General features: G+C 49.5%; 13 protein-coding genes. 8 read left to right on the top strand and 5 right to left on the bottom strand.

Annotated elements, in window-relative coordinates:
• Nucleotides 1-48 precede the first annotated feature (48 nt).
• Both ACNI29_RS12350 and ACNI29_RS12345 read right to left on the bottom strand, forming a co-directional pair.
• The gene (locus ACNI29_RS12350; RefSeq protein ID WP_419778674.1) at nucleotides 49-1,038 is read right to left on the bottom strand and encodes a class I SAM-dependent methyltransferase; all 990 of its coding nucleotides are present in this window, start codon (nucleotides 1,036-1,038) and stop codon (nucleotides 49-51) included.
• Between the two features lie 275 nt (nucleotides 1,039-1,313).
• Nucleotides 1,314-2,171 carry a ribonuclease H-like domain-containing protein gene (locus tag ACNI29_RS12345; protein ID WP_419778673.1) on the bottom strand — a complete coding sequence of 286 codons (858 nt, stop codon included), beginning with the start codon at nucleotides 2,169-2,171 and terminating at the stop codon, nucleotides 1,314-1,316.
• A gap of 210 nt (nucleotides 2,172-2,381) precedes the next feature.
• Here ACNI29_RS12345 and ACNI29_RS12340 point away from each other — a divergent pair, with 210 nt between their 5' ends.
• Nucleotides 2,382-3,338, top strand: a complete 957-nt coding sequence (locus tag ACNI29_RS12340; protein WP_419778672.1) for a PilZ domain-containing protein — start codon at nucleotides 2,382-2,384, stop codon at nucleotides 3,336-3,338.
• Between the two features lie 97 nt (nucleotides 3,339-3,435).
• Here ACNI29_RS12340 and ACNI29_RS12335 read toward each other — a convergent pair whose 3' ends face one another.
• The 3 genes from ACNI29_RS12335 to ACNI29_RS12325 form a co-directional block, all read right to left on the bottom strand.
• Nucleotides 3,436-3,789: a hypothetical protein gene (locus ACNI29_RS12335; protein WP_419778671.1), complete on the bottom strand. Its 354-nt coding sequence runs from the start codon at nucleotides 3,787-3,789 to the stop codon at nucleotides 3,436-3,438.
• 6 nt (nucleotides 3,790-3,795) lie between these two features.
• Complete coding sequence (locus ACNI29_RS12330; RefSeq protein ID WP_419778670.1) at nucleotides 3,796-4,401, bottom strand: DUF8043 domain-containing protein; 606 nt, start codon at nucleotides 4,399-4,401, stop codon at nucleotides 3,796-3,798.
• Nucleotides 4,402-4,483: 82 nt separating this feature from the next.
• Nucleotides 4,484-6,031: a glycosyltransferase family 9 protein gene (locus ACNI29_RS12325; RefSeq protein ID WP_419778669.1), complete on the bottom strand. Its 1,548-nt coding sequence runs from the start codon at nucleotides 6,029-6,031 to the stop codon at nucleotides 4,484-4,486.
• A gap of 347 nt (nucleotides 6,032-6,378) precedes the next feature.
• Between ACNI29_RS12325 and acs the strand changes: the two genes are divergently transcribed.
• The 7 genes from acs to ACNI29_RS12290 all read left to right on the top strand — a co-directional run bounded on the left by acs (nucleotide 6,379) and on the right by ACNI29_RS12290 (nucleotide 17,799).
• Nucleotides 6,379-8,364, top strand: a complete 1,986-nt coding sequence (acs, locus tag ACNI29_RS12320) for an acetate--CoA ligase (RefSeq protein WP_419778668.1) — start codon at nucleotides 6,379-6,381, stop codon at nucleotides 8,362-8,364.
• Nucleotides 8,365-8,917: 553 nt separating this feature from the next.
• A complete protein-coding gene (locus ACNI29_RS12315) occupies nucleotides 8,918-11,197 on the top strand; it encodes a CehA/McbA family metallohydrolase (protein ID WP_419778667.1) in 2,280 nt (759 codons plus the stop codon).
• Between the two features lie 150 nt (nucleotides 11,198-11,347).
• A complete protein-coding gene (locus tag ACNI29_RS12310) occupies nucleotides 11,348-12,214 on the top strand; it encodes a pirin family protein (protein ID WP_419778666.1) in 867 nt (288 codons plus the stop codon).
• Nucleotides 12,215-12,430: 216 nt separating this feature from the next.
• On the top strand, nucleotides 12,431-13,681 hold the full coding sequence (locus ACNI29_RS12305; RefSeq protein ID WP_419778665.1) for an L-lactate MFS transporter: 1,251 nt from the start codon (nucleotides 12,431-12,433) through the stop codon (nucleotides 13,679-13,681).
• 186 nt (nucleotides 13,682-13,867) lie between these two features.
• Nucleotides 13,868-14,446 carry a DNA-3-methyladenine glycosylase I gene (locus tag ACNI29_RS12300; protein ID WP_419778664.1) on the top strand — a complete coding sequence of 193 codons (579 nt, stop codon included), beginning with the start codon at nucleotides 13,868-13,870 and terminating at the stop codon, nucleotides 14,444-14,446.
• 182 nt (nucleotides 14,447-14,628) lie between these two features.
• Nucleotides 14,629-14,967: a hypothetical protein gene (locus tag ACNI29_RS12295; RefSeq protein WP_419778663.1), complete on the top strand. Its 339-nt coding sequence runs from the start codon at nucleotides 14,629-14,631 to the stop codon at nucleotides 14,965-14,967.
• Nucleotides 14,968-15,285: 318 nt separating this feature from the next.
• Complete coding sequence (locus ACNI29_RS12290; RefSeq protein ID WP_419778662.1) at nucleotides 15,286-17,799, top strand: TIGR03960 family B12-binding radical SAM protein; 2,514 nt, start codon at nucleotides 15,286-15,288, stop codon at nucleotides 17,797-17,799.
• Nucleotides 17,800-17,848: the final 49 nt, after the last annotated feature.

The raw sequence follows: 17,848 nt of genomic DNA, 5'->3' as shown, positions 1-17,848 counted from the left end.
GGCGCGCGGATCATTATATATTTATGATGCTGTGTAAAGTGCCGGGTTCTACCACCTGCGCGGCAGCCTGCGCTGTGCCCATTCAGAAAGATAGGGCAAGAGTTCTTCTCCGAGCTGATGCAGTGGGACAATATTTCCTTCAATTATGATCCCTTGCGGAAACAGGTTCATATCGTGATATTCTTTAGGACCCTGAAAAGCGGTATTTTTTGCCAGCAGCACGGAAACATTAAGATCCTTGCAAAAGGCGATCAGTCCTTCAGGGAAAAAGGCGGCATCTTTGATATTTTTCCCGAGTGTACGAAAAAGGGTCTTGCAGATTGAAACAAAATGTTCCCGGCGCAGAGGCTGGTGCATGGCAGCCACGGTCTCGTTGGAGACAAAAGTCACGACCTTGTTCGCAAGCGGTTCGTAATTTTTGGAATCACGCGCATCGCCGAGAATAATTTCAGCAATGCCCAGTTCCTTGAAAATCTTGTAACTCTGCAGTCCAACCATCTTGTCGTACTCAATACCGTAAAGAATAATATCCTTGAATCCGTTGCGGCGGGCGTGAATATACTGCGCCAAAAGCAGGATTCCGGTTCCGGTTCCTATATCCAGCCCCACATATTCATCCTGCTCAAGGAGTTTAGGGGAAATATTCTGGGTCACGATGGAACGGATGATGTGGCTGGTCTTGGTGACGTCCGCCAGCATGCGCAAAGAAAAAGACCACTGGCGCAGGTAATTCATCAACTCTATGTCATCATCAGGCTCATTGAGGCTGCGATGACGGCTGAACATTTCACAAAGCTTGCTCACTTCCTCAAGAGGTACAGGTTTGTCAAACCCTCCCTTGTGTACGTAGCAATAAAAAAATTTAAGGACCATTCCCATTATCATGGAATCGGAAATCCTGACCGAAGGATCACTCATACGGTCAACATCCGCCATGAGGGAGGTGTCAGAATATAGAGACGGATCAATGACCATCTCTTCCGGCCCCATGAATGCATGGTGAATTTTACCCATCTCAACAGTGCTCTGTTCCTGCATTTAAACACTCCTTACAAACATCATATATTAAAAACCACGGAGGCACGCTTTACCTACTTCCGGGTGAAATGCACAGACTGTTCCCATTTGTTAAGAAGGATGGTCATTCTTTATAAATTTTCTCTAGACTTTTACATAACAATTCAATTTTTATTGTTTTTTTATTTACATAAAAACATATAAAAGGCCGCTCACCATAACGTGAGCGGCCTATACAGGAAAAAAATACCATCGGTCCAACCCAAAAAGAATCACACCGGTATCAGCTGAAAAAATCAGAACCTGCGATATGAACCCTCACCGGAATATTTTGCCCGGACAGCAGCAACCACGTCTCTATGAGCGCGGAATGGATTGAGTGGTTCATTTTTCTCAGCAAGAGGCTCAACCCCATGCTGGGGAAAACGTTCAATGTGCAGGTTGTACCCTTTGATCATGAGATTTTCCAGATTCACACTATCCAGAACATTGTAGGCCAAAAGGGTTTCTAGGGCGCGCTCGTCACCGTTCATTTCATATTCGTTCCAGAGCAGGACAGCGAAATATCCGTCCAATCCTTCAGCATCACCACGATCCATGCCGAAATAGTGCTCAATACCTTTCAGGCCTCCGGTAATTCCGAGGGAACGAAACACGAAACGCAGGTCAATATGAGCGGCTTCCACTTTGATTCCAAAATATTTTTCAATAAACGGAACATCAAAACATTTGCCGTTAAAGCTTACTATCAAAGGATAGCGGGCTATTTCTTCTTCAAAATCATATAAATTTTTACCCTGAACATAGGTCTTGATCTCTTTTCCGTTCCAGAGGGCAATTGTGGTAATATCGCAACTATGGGCATCAGTTCCGGTGGTTTCAATATCAATGTAGGCTACGTTATCCCGGAAATGCGAATACAGACGCCACTGATCCGAAGCCGGCAGACGATCCGCAAACCAGCAGGCATCACTTTCGGCCAATCTGCGTTTGGATTCATCACACCCTTCTTCCAGAGCACTCATTTTTGCATCAGAGAGAGGGGTGGCAACGCCGCCTAAAATATCGTTCCAATCGTTAACTCCGGCCTGCCAAATCTTGACCTCGGTGGAGCTTCCTATTCCCTTCAGATGACAAAATGTTCTTTCGAGCATTAAAAAACAGCCCTATTTTCAATTAGTTAAAATTTAATTCCATATCCCGGACCAATCATTTCTCTATAGGATACGAAATAACCGCACACAAGGGAGAGGATTATCCATAATATCCATCTTAGTCCAGCAATTACGTAACATTGACATTAATCTGCCACTGACCATACATATATAGATGCTAAAAAGACGTTCCCATAAATAATAGTCGCTATGGATAAATTGACAATGGATAAATTAAATTTTCAATACATAATGGAACTAATCCAGTCGGAAGTACTTGTTCCTGTGGACAAATTTCTGGCTACACTGCCTAAAGAATCATTATACCTCATTCTGGCGGCAGCCGGGTTGATAGCTCTGCTGTCGGCTGCATTTGCATTCCTGCTGATGCGGCCCAAGAGCAAAAAGCCCAAAGCCCCGCAAGGCCCCACCGACTTTGTGCAATTTTTCCAGAAAAGCGGTACTATTATGGATGTTGCCCTTGCCGAGCACCACAATGCAGTGCTGGGCCGGGCTGTACTGACAGCGGTAAAACAGGACCGCATACGCCTTGAAATAATTGAAGAACACGGTATTGCACAGCTCAGTTCACCCACCGAAATAATCCTCATGTTTCCCCCGGAAGAAAGCCTGGCCGGAAAAGTAAACTCCTTCCGCTCCAGAATCAGTTCATTGGAATGCGACAAGGAAGGCTGCGGCAGGATGACTCTGACCCCGCCGTCAAAATTTGCACTGGTCAAACGTCGCCGCCATAAACGAAAACGGGTCATCGACCAGCAGTTCATCCGAGTCAAACTTTGGCGCGGAACTGCGGATTCCAGCGACACTTCATTTGTTGACCGCATCCCGGATCTGGCAGTCAATTCATACGATCCCCGCTCCACCGGACACGAAGATAATCAAGTAATCAACATCTCCAACGGCGGAATCGGGGTCGGGGCAGCAGCGGAGCTGGTGGAATCAAAATTCCGTACTGATGATGATGTTTTGATCAGCATCTTCATGTTTAATTTCCGGCAAAAAGTTTTCAAACCGTATTGGTATGCCGGAAAAATCCGCTCTATTGAACGCATGGACAGCAACACCTGCCGGGTCGGTGTCCAATTCACCGGCAGCGGCAAAATGCGCGATGAAAACGAACAGCACATCAATTGGACTATAATGTAGTTCAGCGGACAACATAAATCCCCCGCCGACTTTAAAGTCAGCGGGGGATAATTGTACCGTAGCTACGCAGAAGGAAGTTTATGATTCGTTCTGCGGTCTATCCAACCTTGTTGATGTAACGATTGGCTATCAAGGGGGTGCCGCGTGCGACACTGCCGTACCCCTTAAAGCGAGTACTTTCCTGCTTAACGCGCCCGATGTCCTGCCTGAGCGATGCGTGAAGCTTTTTAGCTTCCGCGGTAAGCTGCCCCTGCAGACTTTTGAGTTTGTTAAGTTTTTCTAAAATCTGGTCCAGACTCACTCTCTCTTTGGTTTCAAGAGCCTGAGCGGTGAGTACACCTCTTCGTTCTGCGGCATCAAAGGCATCGTCGACTTCTCCTGCCACCAGAAATCTCAGCTCTTCGTATCCAAGTTCAAGAGCCTGATCCAGAAGTTCCAAGGTTTCGGCCATAACAGTCTACCTCGCGGCTACCTCCCGGAGATCCTCACGAATAACGGAGATAACATTCTTCCATTTTTCAACAGAAGGCAGGAATTCATATTCAAGCAAATCAGCCAGCAAAATCCAGTCCTCGTTTTCAAGGACTTCGGTCATCTCAGTGAAGAGACCGGAAAAATCTTCCACTACCTTTTCGAAATCTGCGTTGTGCTTAATGGAGAACTGGTCACGTAGGCTGCCGACCATACCGAGGAAGTCCCTGACAACATCAAGAAGATCCTGATAGAGTTCCAGTGCTTCGGCGTCGTCTGCCTGTCTGAAAAGTTCTGCAACCTGCTTGCCGCCACCGGCCATGATGTTCACTACCTTGTAAAGCTCAAGGGTAATGCTGGAAGCCATTTCCACGGCGGATGCACTTACAATTTCAAGGCTGTCAATCTCAGAAGTTTCAATATCTTCCGATTGGTTGGGGTAAATTTCGCTGAAGGGTTCATCGTTGACTTTTACGTCGGTAACGATGCGGTCCTGCAGGTGGCCGGATTCCAGCACCTTGTCAAAAACCTGCTCGAGATTATCAAAGCTTCTGATATCAAATTCAGTTTTGGTTCCATCAATAACGATCATAGTGACTCTCCTCCTAAAATAGGTACGTAATTTTTTCCGGTTGGTCCGGTACGCCCTATTTTATTCAAGACTCATGCCAACGTTACTCGACAATCCCAATCATGGCAGTGATCAAAGCCGTATAAGCTGACATCTGCTGTTTTAATCCATCCATGCTGTCATGGGAGCGGGATTCGACCATCCACATGGAGGAAAGCACGGAAAGTTCAGGGCAGGAAGACAGAATATCTTGTATTTTTTGCAGGTTAGCCAAAAATTTAATTTTCATGGCTTCAATTGGATTAGCCTCTAAAATCATAACCTGTTTGCTGATCAGAAAAAGAACATCACGGCAATCGTTAAGAGTTCTAAGCAGTCTGGCCCGCAGTTCGGCAGAAAGCTCCATACCAGCCAAATCAACAGTGCAAAGATCTTCTCCGTCAAGAAAACGACGGTATAATTCCCGCTGCAGAACAATCCATTTATGGCGGTCGCTCAGCTCATGCCCGGACAAAGAAGTCAGGCAGATGTGCCCCAATTCATCACGCCCGGTCAGGTAAGCACGCGCTCCCATATTTTCCATTCGCGGCCACTGCCCACTATCTATAAAAGAAGACACGGCTGCAAAAACAGTCGCAGGCTCGACCTGCCTACGGCAGACATGATCATAGACGCACTTCTGACCGAAAGGACAGGGATGGCAATCAAGATCAGGCTCAAAGCAACATAAGCCCTCTGCGGCAGGTCCAGTATCCCACGGCTGGGCCGTTGCCAGAAAAATTGCGGCCAGCGGAGTACCCGATCCGGCGGCAAGGTGCATGGTTCCGGTATCATTGGTCACCAGCAGATCAAGACGACGCAGGACCGCAGCAAGCTCCAGCAAAGAAGTTCCGCCCATGAGATTCACAGCCGGAAATTTTGCTCCATCAAGTATACGCTCCCCGAGTTCTTTTTCACCTTCAGTTCCCAGCAGAACCGGGACCCTGCGCTTCTCTTTCCAGAGTTTAAATCCAAGTTCCCTGAAAAATTCAACAGGCCAACGCCTGCGCTCTTCACTGGCTCCGGGCTGGAAGCCGACAAAACCTTCTGCGCCGGGGACGGGATTTTCCAGCAGCTTCAATGCCGCTATTTTCATTTCCGGGGACGGGGCCGCCAGTTCAAAAGGGGCAGGTCTGTCTATTCCGGCCACTTTACTGAACAGGTCAACCACGTTGAATGGACTGGACCCACGATTTGAAGAAGCCATCTGCAGAAATCCGGCCCAACGGGATGTATCAGCGTTGAAGCCGAACTCGTCCATGGCAAAGCCGCGCACCTCTCGGCCCTTGCTGAGTCTTAATGTTATCAGCCGGGAAGAGACGGAAGGGGTCAGGTTGATGACCAGTGTTGGACCGAAGTCATCCGCGATTTCAGTACAATATGATTCGAAAATATTTATCGCATCGCGCCAGTCTCGGTCCAGGGAGGCCAGCAGTGCTGCCCCGGGCAGGGGAAAGGTCCAAGACACATTGCGCAAAAGCTGCGTTGTCCCGGCAAAATTTTTCAGACACATGATCCCGACTTCATATCCCTGATCAGACAAAGCGGTGATTACCGGCTGGGTCTGCAGCAGATCTCCGAAACGGGTAAGATTTATGACTAGCGCTTTCATTGAGATGCCTCCGGCGGCCCTGCCGGGGGCCTTAAACCCTCTTCAAAAAGGGTTTAAGAATCCCAAAACCTTTAATTAGGCTTCGCCGCTTTGTTTATTAAATTTGTATTTATTTAGGGGTATACCGTAACTGTACAGGCTAGCGCAACAACTGCAAACGGTATCTGCGGCGGGTAAACGGTTTGAAGTTTCCGCCAAACGGTTTCAAGCCCCGGCCAGCGGATTTCTTTCACCGTTTATCGAAAAGCATGTGCAACCAACACGGAAAATGTATATAACTCTAGACATCCGGTAAGAACCTTTTCTGCCGATACATGCCAAAAAAACCATCCCCAGGAGGCCACCTTATGACTGAAGAACAAAAAATTGAAAGTCTCTCAAAAGAAAACAGACTTTTTAACCCTCCTGCCGACTTCCCCGGCGCATGCGTAAAAAGCCTTGAAGAATACAAGGCCATCTATGACCGTTCCATTAATGATATGGAAGGATTCTGGGCTGAACGCGCAGACGAACTGCTCACCTGGGACAAAAAGTGGGACAATGTCCTTGATTATGACTTCGACAAACCTGAAATCAAATGGTTTGAAGGCGGCAAGCTCAACGCATCCGCAAACTGCCTTGACCGTCACATTGAGAACGGACGCCGCAACAAAGCCGCACTTATCTGGCAGGGCGAAGAAGACCACGAAGTAAAAGTTTACACCTATGACATGCTCCACCGTGAAGTATGCCGCTTTGCCAACGTGCTCAAAAAATTGGGCGTGCAGAAAGGTGACCGCGTATCCATCTACCTGCCCATGATTCCGGAACTGGCCATCGCCATGCTGGCCTGTACCCGTATCGGCGCACCCCACTCCATTATTTTTGCGGGCTTCAGCTCCAACAGCCTGCGCGACCGCATCAATGATTGCGGAGCGAAAGTCCACATCACCGGAGACGGCGTTCTGCGCGGCGGAAGAAAAATCCCGCTCAAGCCCAACTCCGATGAAGCACTCAAAGAGTGCCCCTCTGTTGAACAGTGCATTGTTGTTCCCAGAGCAAACAATGAAGTTGAAATGGTCGAAGGCCGTGACCGCCTCTGGTCCGAACTGATGGAAGCCCCTGAAATTACCGACAACTGCCCTTACGAACTGATGGATTCCGAAGATCCGCTCTTCATCCTTTATACCTCCGGCAGTACAGGGAAGCCCAAAGGCGTATTCCACACCACCGGCGGCTACATGACTTACGCTGCACACACCTGCCAGTGGGTATTCGACCTTAAAGATGATGATGTGCACTGGTGCACCGCCGACATCGGTTGGGTAACCGGACACTCATACATTGTATACGGCCCTCTGGCACTCGGTGCTACCAGCATCATGTTCGAGTCCGTGCCGACCTATCCGGACCCGGCAAGATTCTGGCAGGTTTGTGAAAAATTCAGGGTAAACATTTTTTACACCGCACCCACCGCCATCCGTGCACTCATGAAGGAAGGCGACCAGTGGACTAAAAAATACGACCTCTCCAGTCTGCGCATTCTCGGCACAGTAGGTGAACCTATCAACCCCGAGGCATGGATGTGGTATCACGAAAATATCGGTGACGAAAAACTGCCTATCGTTGACACATGGTGGCAGACAGAAACAGGCGGGCATGTTCTTTCCCCGCTGCCCTATGCCACTCCGCTCAAGCCCGGCTCGGCAACCCTCCCGCTGCCCGGTATTGATGCAGCAATTGTGGACCGCCACGGCGAAGAAGTCGGTCCCAATGAAGGCGGTTTTCTCGTCATCCGTAAACCTTGGCCCGGCATGCTGCGCGGAGTCTGGGGCAATCAGGAACGGTTCAAACAGCAGTACTTTGAGGGCTTCCCCGGCACATACGAATCCGGTGACGGAGCACGCAGGGATGAAGACGGGTACTTCTGGATCATGGGCCGCGTGGATGACGTAATCAACGTATCCGGCCACAGGCTCGGTACTGCTGAGATTGAATCCGCACTGGTTTCCCATCCGGCAACATCAGAAGCAGCGGTTGTGGGTATGCCCCACGAAGTTAAAGGCCAGTCAATCTACGCATACGTGACTCTCAAGTCCGGATATGACGAAGACGATGAACTGATCAAAGAACTGCGCATGCACGTCCGCAAGGAAATCGGCCCTCTGGCCGCCCCGGAAGTGATCCAGTTCGCTCCTTCCCTGCCCAAGACCCGCAGCGGTAAAATCATGCGCCGAATCCTGCGCAAGATTGTAGAAGGAGACACTTCGAACCTCGGTGACACTTCGACACTTGCTGATCCTTCAGTAGTGACCGACCTCATCGAAGGTTATGAAGAAATAATGAATCCATAAGTATGGCAAAAGGTTGCCCGGAAGTCGCCCGGTTCTGTACTGGAACCGGGCGGTAGTTCAGCAGCCCGCACTGTACCGGATGAGACCGGGATATACGAAAAATGCTTCTATCTATTTTGGAAGGTGGCTATGGAAACATCGTATATTCCGGTCTATTTTTTCCTTCCCCTTAAGGGCAGAGTTGCAATCTTCTCTGCTCCTTTTTTTTTGATTATAAAATCAAGCACTCACTGATATTAAATATCACAATCGTTTCCATTACCAACCTTTGACTCAAAACAACGAGACAAAATTGTCATCAAAGCCGTCATAAAATGAGATAAACAACCGTCTTAAAAATCACACTTTAAAAGTAGGATATCTACACGCAACGCTCTCATCTATAATGATGCATAACTGCCATACTGCCGCCATTGACCTTCCCCTCCGGGTCAATGCTAGCCTAGTTGCAATAATGGTAAACTGTAGTGCGCAATACAGTTAAGATTAAGGTTGTTTTACTATTTACCAAGGGAATATTATGAAACAGGCTTTAAAACAAACACATGCCGCAATGAGCACCTTGCTCACAGCAATACTGACAATATTCATATGCACTGCAGCACATGCGGATGTAAAAATCATTACCGGTCCGACACCTATCCCCGCAGGCGAATGTATCGGAGCCGAAGACATAACACTCCAGAATGATTATCTGGCAGTTACTTTCGGGGTAACAACCCCCGGACCATGGGGTGTTCCCAGCGGTGGGATTATCGACGGTGCAGTTATCCGCAACGGTCAGTATGAAATGGACCATATTGCCCTGATGGACTTTATTCCCAACAACTGGTCCAGCTGGCCCAACACCTACCAGAAAATTGAAGTTATCAAAGATACCCCGGAAGAAGGTATCATCAAGGTCACCCGCGACTGGGAAAAAACCACCATTCAGACTGTCTATGTCCTGAAGAAAAGCGCGCACAGAATTCAGGCCGAGACAACAATGGTCAATGATGACTCCAAATCCTACGACGGACTTCTTTCCGGTTACGTCCTTTGGCCCGAAGGCGGCTTTGCCATGCAGCCCCCCGGAACTGAAGGAATGAAAAAAGGCTCTGTCAAAGGCAAAGCCCTTGCTGACTGGGTTGTGCACTACGACGCCAACTGGTCCATAGGACTTCACGCGCCCTATGTTGATTTCATCAACTACAACGGAAAAGACATGTACACCGCGCATGACCTGAAAGTGGGCGGACAAAAGCAATTCCCCGGATGGCTGGAAATCAATTCCAACGGCGACATTTCCCCGCTGGTTGAATTTGAAACCGAGCGTGAAGGCCTCGAATCCTCAGTGCTGAGCGGCAAGGTAAGCACCAAAGACGGGAAAGCTATGAATGATCCGGTCGTGATCATTGAAAAAAACGGCAAGCCTTTCACATGGACAATCGGGAAAAACGGTACATACAGTGTAACTCTGCCCGTTGGTGAATACACTGCCTATGCCGCAGGCAAAAGCTATGCATCCAGCAGCAAAAAGAAAGTCACCCTCAAATCCGGCAAACAGGCTAAATGTAATTTCACCGACATGAAATATCCCGGTGAAATCAACTTCACCGTTATTGAAAAAAACAGCGGCATGCCCATTGATGCACGCATCACCATTGAAAAAGGCGAAAGCCCACTGGTTAAATTCCTCGGTCAGCAAACTTTTTTCACCGAGCTTAACAATGCAGGACGGATCAATCTTCCGTTTGGTCCCGGTGAGTACGTATTCAAAGTGGCTTCCGGTGAATCATTTATCTCAAAAGCAGTAGAGGTGTCTGCAACCGTCAAATCAGGCGGCAAAAGCAACGTCCAGATAGAAATTGAGACCGTAACCCACCCTGCGTCCCAGAACTGGTATTCCGCAGACATGCATCACCATTCCGATCTCGTTGACGGTGTGACCGCCCCGGAATACCTAGTCCGCTCACAGTTGGCAGCACGCCTGAATTTCACACTCGTCAGTGACCATGACCTCGTCAACCGTCACTACGATGTGCTGAAACTCAGCAAAATCCGTGGTTTCGAGTTCATTCCTTCCATTGAGTTATCCCCGGACTGGTCACACTTCGGCGCATTTCCCATTGAAATAGGACAGGAATTGTCTGTCAAACCCGGAACAGCGACCGTTCAGGACCTCTTCGCCGATGCCCGCAGCATGGGAGCCACTGCGCTTGCAGCCAACCACCCCTATATCCCTTACGGATATTTCTATGCTCTTGATAACGGTAAGGTTCCCGGCGGGTTCGACCCCAACTTCGACCTCGTGGAACTTAACATCGCCGGGCATGTGGAAAAAACAGTAGCCCGCATGCATGACCTCTGGGCCAATGGAGCAAAATACTACCTCAGCGCAGGAACCGACACCCACAATGTCTGGGGAGAACTCAGCGGCGCAATCCGCATGTTCGCCAACATTGAAGGCGCGCAGACCCCGCAGAACTTCGTTAACTCGCTTCTTGCCGGTAATGCCTATGCTTCAACCGGGCCTCTTCTCTTCCCCGAAGTTATGTTCGGTAGCACAGTCAAAGCCGTTGAAGGTGAAAAGATCACCGTAAACTTCAACGCACAGGCAGTTAACGGCCTCAAAGAAGTTCAGCTTTTCAGTGCAGGTAAAGTGGTAGCCTCATCAAAATTCGGAGATAAGCCTGTTACACGCGAATTCTCCCTCTCATTCACAGCAGCAAAGGACAGCTACTACTCAATCGTTGTTGTAGACATCAAAGGCAAAAAAGCATGGTCCAACCCGGTTTGGATTGATGTTGTAGATTACTCCAAAACCCCTGAAGCAATCGCAAAAATGAAATAAATCCATAGCAGGCCAGGGTTGCCTCACTCCCCGGCCTGCTCCCCTCACTGCCAAAATATTTTCCTCTATTCTTCTCTCGCGCTTGCAAATACACTCCTTACTGATACGTTATGAACAACTATTACAGTATACTTGATACAGGAGTAAGCAATGCGGCGCGAAATTCAGCAGATCTTTTACGGCGAACCAGTCCACGAAGGAGCCGGAGTTAAACTACACCGTGCGTTCGGCTACTTCGAAGCTTCCCTTTTCGACCCCTTCCTTATGCTGGACGACTTCCGGTCCGACAATCCTGAAGACTACTTGAAAGGTTTTCCATGGCATCCTCACCGGGGTATTGAAACAATTACCTATCTTTTAAAAGGCGATGTTGAACACGGTGACAGCCTCGGCAATTCAGCCGTTACCACAGCCGGAAGCGTGCAGTGGATGACAGCCGGAAGCGGAATAATCCATCAGGAAATGCCGCAGGGTGATGCAAACGGCTCCATGCACGGATTCCAACTTTGGGCCAACTTAAGCTCGCAAGACAAAAAGGTCGACCCGGAATACCGGGAAATCAGAGCCGAAGAAATTCCTGTCATCCAAAGGCAGGACGGCAGCAGCATCAAAATCATTGCCGGAGAGGTAGACGGGTCCAAAGGTCCGGCCCGCGGAATCGGCATTGACCCTGAATATCTGGACATAACCATCCCCGCCAATTTTGAATTCATCCACCCTACCAAACGCGGGTATACGGCCTTCATTTACATAACAGCAGGTGAAGGGAAAATTAACGGTCAGAAAGTTGAAAACCGTTCGCTGATTCTTTTCGACGAGGGAGATGAATTGGCTGTGAATTCAGAAGACTTTTCCATGAGCTTTCTGCTGCTTACCGGGAAACCCATCAATGAAGAAATTTACTGGCGGGGTCCTATTGTTATGCATACAGCTGAAGAATTGAAAAAAGCCTTTCAGGAATATGAACAAGGCACTTTCATCAAACATGCTAAACCGTCTCCCCCCGACCAGCGGTGAACGGCACTTTAATCAGGACAAACGGTTTTCATACGCAATCTCGGCATCGAAAGGTTGATTTCAGCCCCGTTCACCGAAAATAGAATGCCATTACAAATGCAACATGCTTAAAAATATAACTCATGAGGACAGGAAAATTATCCCGAAGAGGTGTTAAAATTTCCAAATTGGGATACAATTAGAACAACTATACACAAGATTATACCGGGAGACGCCATGAGTGAGACAAAAGTGATGAACAGATGGTTTGCCGTAGTCGGGGCAATCCTCATGCAGCTGGCGCTGGGGGCAATATATGCATGGTCGGTATTCACCCCCTCACTTATCGAAGCCGGATGGAGCAAATTCCAGACACAGGTAGTTTTCTCGATCGGACTGGTCAGCTTTGCGCTTTCCATGGTCTGGGCCGGAAAAAGACTCGCCCAATGGGGGCCTATGAAGCTGTCATTCCTCAGCGCGCTCGTGCTTGGCGGCGGATACGCTCTGGCCGGAGTCATAGGCGGAACAAGCTTTGCCGCACTCTGTCTTTTCATCGGTCTTATCGGCGGAGCCGGAATCGGTCTGGGATATGTTGTTCCCATTGCAGTGGGTATGCGCTGGTTTCCTGATAAAAAAGGATTCATCACCGGACTGGCCGTTGCAGGATTCGGTTTCGGAGCCATGGCCTGGGTCAAACTGGCGGGAACCTGGGGCAATCTGATCAACTCAATCGGGCTTTCATCAACTTTTTCCCTCTACGGCCTGCTTTTCTGTCTGATGATTGCCGCTGGTGGAATCTGGATGCGTTTTCCCCCGGAAGGCTGGGCGCCCGAGGGCTATCATCCTGACACAAACTCTGACGCGGCAAATGACGCTGAAGAGGAAAATTTCAGCACAGCGGAAATGCTCAAAACCCCGCAATTCTATCTTATCTTCGGCACATTCACCTTCAGTGCCGCTGCCGGATTGATGTCCATCGGGCTGATGAAGCTTTATCCCATGGAAGCATTACAGCAGGCCGGACACACAGCTGCGGAAGCCAGTGCAATAGCAGGCACGGCAATGGCTGTTTTCTTCAGCCTTGCTAACGGCTTAGGACGCATCATCTGGGGAACCATGAGTGATACTCTGGGCCGCAAACGCTCCATACTGCTCATGACCGCCATTCAGGGCGCGACCCTGCTGGCCTTCACAGCCATGGCTGGAAACGCCTTCCTCCTCTACGTCGGCGCAACTATTATCGGTTTTAACTTCGGCGGAAACTTCGCCCTTTTCCCAACCATTACCGCAGACACTTTCGGAACAAAGAGTGTGGGCCAAAACTACCCATACATATTCCTCGCCTACGGCGCAGGCGGTCTCGGCGGACCATTGCTGGGCGGTATGCTCGGAGATATGGGCAATTTCCCTCTGGCTTTCACCATCTGCGGCGTGTGTTGTTTTATCGGCGCAGCGGCAATTGCCATGGTCAAAAGACCGCATAGATAATTTTCTGTCATCCAAATCCCAGCACGGAAGTTTTGCTCATTGAACTTCCGTACCCCTAAAAACTCCCCGAACCGGTAACGCACTACCCGGCAAGGGGAGTTTTTCAGTTCCGCGAGATTCATACTTTCCGCTATTGAATTTACAGGCTGAACCAAATACATTCCTACCTAACAAAGGAGGACAACCATGAATCAATGCCGCTGCAGTTGGGCACAGCATGAACTCGAAATCATCTATCATGACACAGAATGGGGTGTTCCACTGCATGATGACCAGCGTCATTTTGAATTCCTAATCCTCGAAGGGGCACAGGCCGGACTTTCATGGCTGACCGTACTAAAAAAACGTGAAAACTACCGTCAGGCTTTCGCAAATTTTGATCCTGAAATTGTAGCCCGATTTGATGAAAATAAAATCGTAAAATTGCGCCAGAATGAAGGAATCATCCGCAACAAACTAAAACTCAACTCCGCAGTGCGCAATGCGCGTGCTTTTCTGGATGTCCAAAAAGAATTCGGCAGCTTTGATGCTTACATCTGGCAGTTCACCAACAACCGAACAATCCTGAACAGCTGGAAGTCCACAGAAGAAGTGCCCGCCAAAACTCCTGAAGCGGAAGCAATGAGCAAGGACCTGAAAAAACGGGGTTTTAATTTCGTCGGCCCGACGATCTGCTACGCCTACATGCAGGCTACAGGAATGGTGAACGACCATCTGGTCAGCTGTTTCCGTCACCGGGAATTATTTGATGCAGAAAAAGGCTGAGCACAGGCCCGGCAAACCTTGACACACTCCCCCTCAGACACTAATTCTTACGAGTTGCCATAGCGAGCAGCCAAAGTGAACCGGAACCGGATTTGAAAAAACCGTCCGGTCTTTTTTTTCTACTGAAATTTTAACAGGCATGCGCGACCGCAACCGGTCCGGCCTGACAAGGAGAGTACTAGATGGCTTACGATGTAAAACTTTTCAAACTGATCAACGGTGACATGGTTATCGGTAAGTGGGACGCAGAAAACAACCAGATCAAAGATCCCGCAGTGCTCCAGACTGTTCCTGCTCAGCAGGGTGTGCAGATGATGATCCTGCCTTACGGCTACCCCTTTGATAACGAAATCGAAGGCGAAATCGACGGCCGTCACGTTATCTACGAATACAAGAACTGCCCCGAAGATGTTTCCACCAAATACCTCGAAGCATCCAGCAACCTGACCCTCTCCTCCGGCGGACTCGGCGGCATGGGTGGCGGAAATATTTCCGATATTTCTGAACTCCTGAAAAAATAGTTCAAGAAGCCTCCGGCGGGTCTACCGACGGTCCCTGCCGGGGGCCTTAAACCCTTTTTGTAAAAAGGGTTTGTCACACTGTCGCTATCTCTAAGACTCGCGGAAGACCGCTCGCCTAAGAGCTAGTGCAAGAATCCCAAAAACTTTTATAAAGGCTTCGCCGTCTTTTATTTGAAATCCGCCTTTGGGCGCTACTTGCGAAGCATATCAAAAAGTTTTGAGGGGATGGGGTCTGGGGAAGGGGAACTTTTCCCAAAAGTTCCCCTTCCCCAGCCGCCGGAGGCATCCTCAAAAATCATCTAATACAGGGTTTAAGTTTTGAAAAAGCTGCTTCCCCTTTTACCCCGTCCGACCCGCTATCTGGGTTCTGAATGGGGTTCGGTCCACAAGGACCCTGCTAAGGTCAAGGCTCATATCGCCATTGGTTTCCCCGATCTTTATGAGATCGGCATGTCCTATCTAGGCCAGAAGATCCTTTATGAAATTGTTAACCAGCATGAAGAATTTTACGCCGAGCGTGCATACACTCCGTGTCTGGAAACAGCCGAAATCATGCGCGAACACGGCGAACTGCTGTCCACTCTTGAAAGCGACACTCCGCTTAAGGACGTGGACGCGCTGGGCATCAGCCTGACCCACGAGCTTTGCTACACAAATGTGCTCTACATGCTCGATCTGTCCGGCATCCCGCTCAAATCCGCAGACCGCGACGATTCCTGTCCGCTGGTCATCGGCGGTGGCGGCGCATGTTTCAACGCCGAACCTGTTGCGGACTTCTTTGATGTTATCATGCTCGGAGACGGTGAAGAATCCATCGTCAAAGTCATGGAAATCATCGCAGAGAGCAAAGAGCAGGGACTGGGCCGCAAAGCAAGGCTGGAAAAACTGGCTGAACTGCCCGGTATTTACATTCCCGAATTTTTCGATCCTGAGAATCCCGGAGACTTTTTTGTGGAAAAGGCTGTGGTTGAAGATTTCGAACCCATCCCCTTTCCCAAAGAACAAATTCTGCCCTACGGTCAGGTCATCCATGACCGCCTGACCATGGAAATTGCCCGAGGCTGCACCAGGGGCTGCCGATTCTGTCAGGCCGGAATCATCTACCGCCCGGTCCGAGAACGTACCCCGGACACCCTGACCAAAACCCTTATGGAAGGTCTGGAAGAAACCGGGTACGAGGAAACTTCGTTCCTCTCACTTAGTACCGGTGACTACTCCGCTCTGGATACGCTTTTCGCTAAGTCTTTCGACAACTGCGCAGCAGAACAGATATCTATTTCTCTGCCCTCACTTCGAGTCGGTTCCCTTTCCGAGCCGATAATGGAACGTATCGCCACTATCCGCCGCACCGGAGCCACCCTTGCTCCCGAAGCAGGCAGCCAGCGCATGCGAGACGTAATCAACAAAGGCATTACCGAAGAGGCCCTGCTTGATCACGCGATGATGCTCTATGAAAACGGCTGGCAGAACATCAAGCTCTACTTCATGATCGGCCTGCCCACCGAAACTTTTGAAGACCTCGACGCGATTGTCGACCTTTGCGTAAAAGTTCGCGACGTAGCCGGAAGACATATCAAAAAACTGAACATCACCGCTGCAGTTTCACCTTTCGTACCCAAGCCGCACACCCCGTTCCAGTGGGAACGCCAGATTTCTCTGGAAGAAATAGGCGAACGCCTTGATTACATGCGTGAAAAATTCAATGCGCAGAAACGTATCAAGATGAAATCACACATCCCGCGTATGACCTTCCTTGAAGGCATTTTCTCGCGCGGAGACCGCAGACTCGGCCCGGTAATCGAGAAAGCCTATGAAAAGGGCGCTCTTTTCTCCAGCTGGAAAGACCATCTCAAGCTTGAACCTTACCTTGAGGCAATGGAAGAAGAGGGACTCGATCCTGCAGAATTCACCGGTGCACGGGACCATGATGCCCGCCTGCCTTGGGATCACCTTTCAGCCGGAGTCAGCAAACGCTTCCTGCTGGCAGAACTCAAGCGCGGTATTTCTGAGAAAATCACCGGGGATTGCCGTTACGAAGAATGCCGCAACTGCGGTGTCTGCAACTTTGACGGCCGTAAATCCCTGCTTGCAAAGCAGGCCGAAAAGATGGACCTGCGTCCCAAAATGGTTTTTGAAAGCCGCGACCAGACCGAAGATGTTCCTCCTTTCGTACAGGAAGAAAAACCGGACCTCGGTATCAAGGAAAGCAACTTCCGTCTTTGGTACACCAAGACCGGAACATCTGCTTACCTTTCGCAGCTGGACCTGCAGCCTGTCATTGAACGCGCCATGCGCCGGGCCGGACTGCCGCTGACCTTCTCGCAGGGTTTCCACCCCATGCCGCGCATGTCATTCGGTCGCGCACTTCCCGTGGGAGTGGAAAGCATGAAAGAATGGATGAACATCATGCTGCGCACCAAAATCAGCGCGCAGGATCTTGTGGACCGCCTTAACGAACAGATGCCCATGGGCATGAAAATCGTCGGAGCGGATGCACTAACCCTTTCCAAAAAGCAGAAACACCCGGAAGTTGAAGACTTCACCCTGATCTTCACCTGCTCTGCTGAAGAAACGAAAGAAAAAATGGACCGCCTGCGCGAATACGCACAGTCTGACGAGTACATTGTTTCCCATACCACCAAGAAAAAGGTCAAAGAAAAGAACGTCCGCCCTATGCTGATTAAATTTGATGAACTGGACGAGCGTACCCTAAAACTGACCTTTGACTGGACTTCATTGTACATGAGCCCGGTTAAAATGATCGCCGCCATCTGTCCCGGCACAACCCTGCTTAATTACAATTTAACCAAGACAGACCAGCGATTTGAATAGCTAATTCTTAATCGTTAATAATAAAATCCCGCACAACCCAAGGTTGTGC

This window comes from Maridesulfovibrio spiralis (SeqCode), assembly GCF_048571135.1.
Taxonomy (GTDB): Bacteria; Desulfobacterota; Desulfovibrionia; order Desulfovibrionales; family Desulfovibrionaceae; genus Maridesulfovibrio; species Maridesulfovibrio spiralis.
This window is presented reverse-complemented; position numbering and strand designations above follow the sequence as displayed.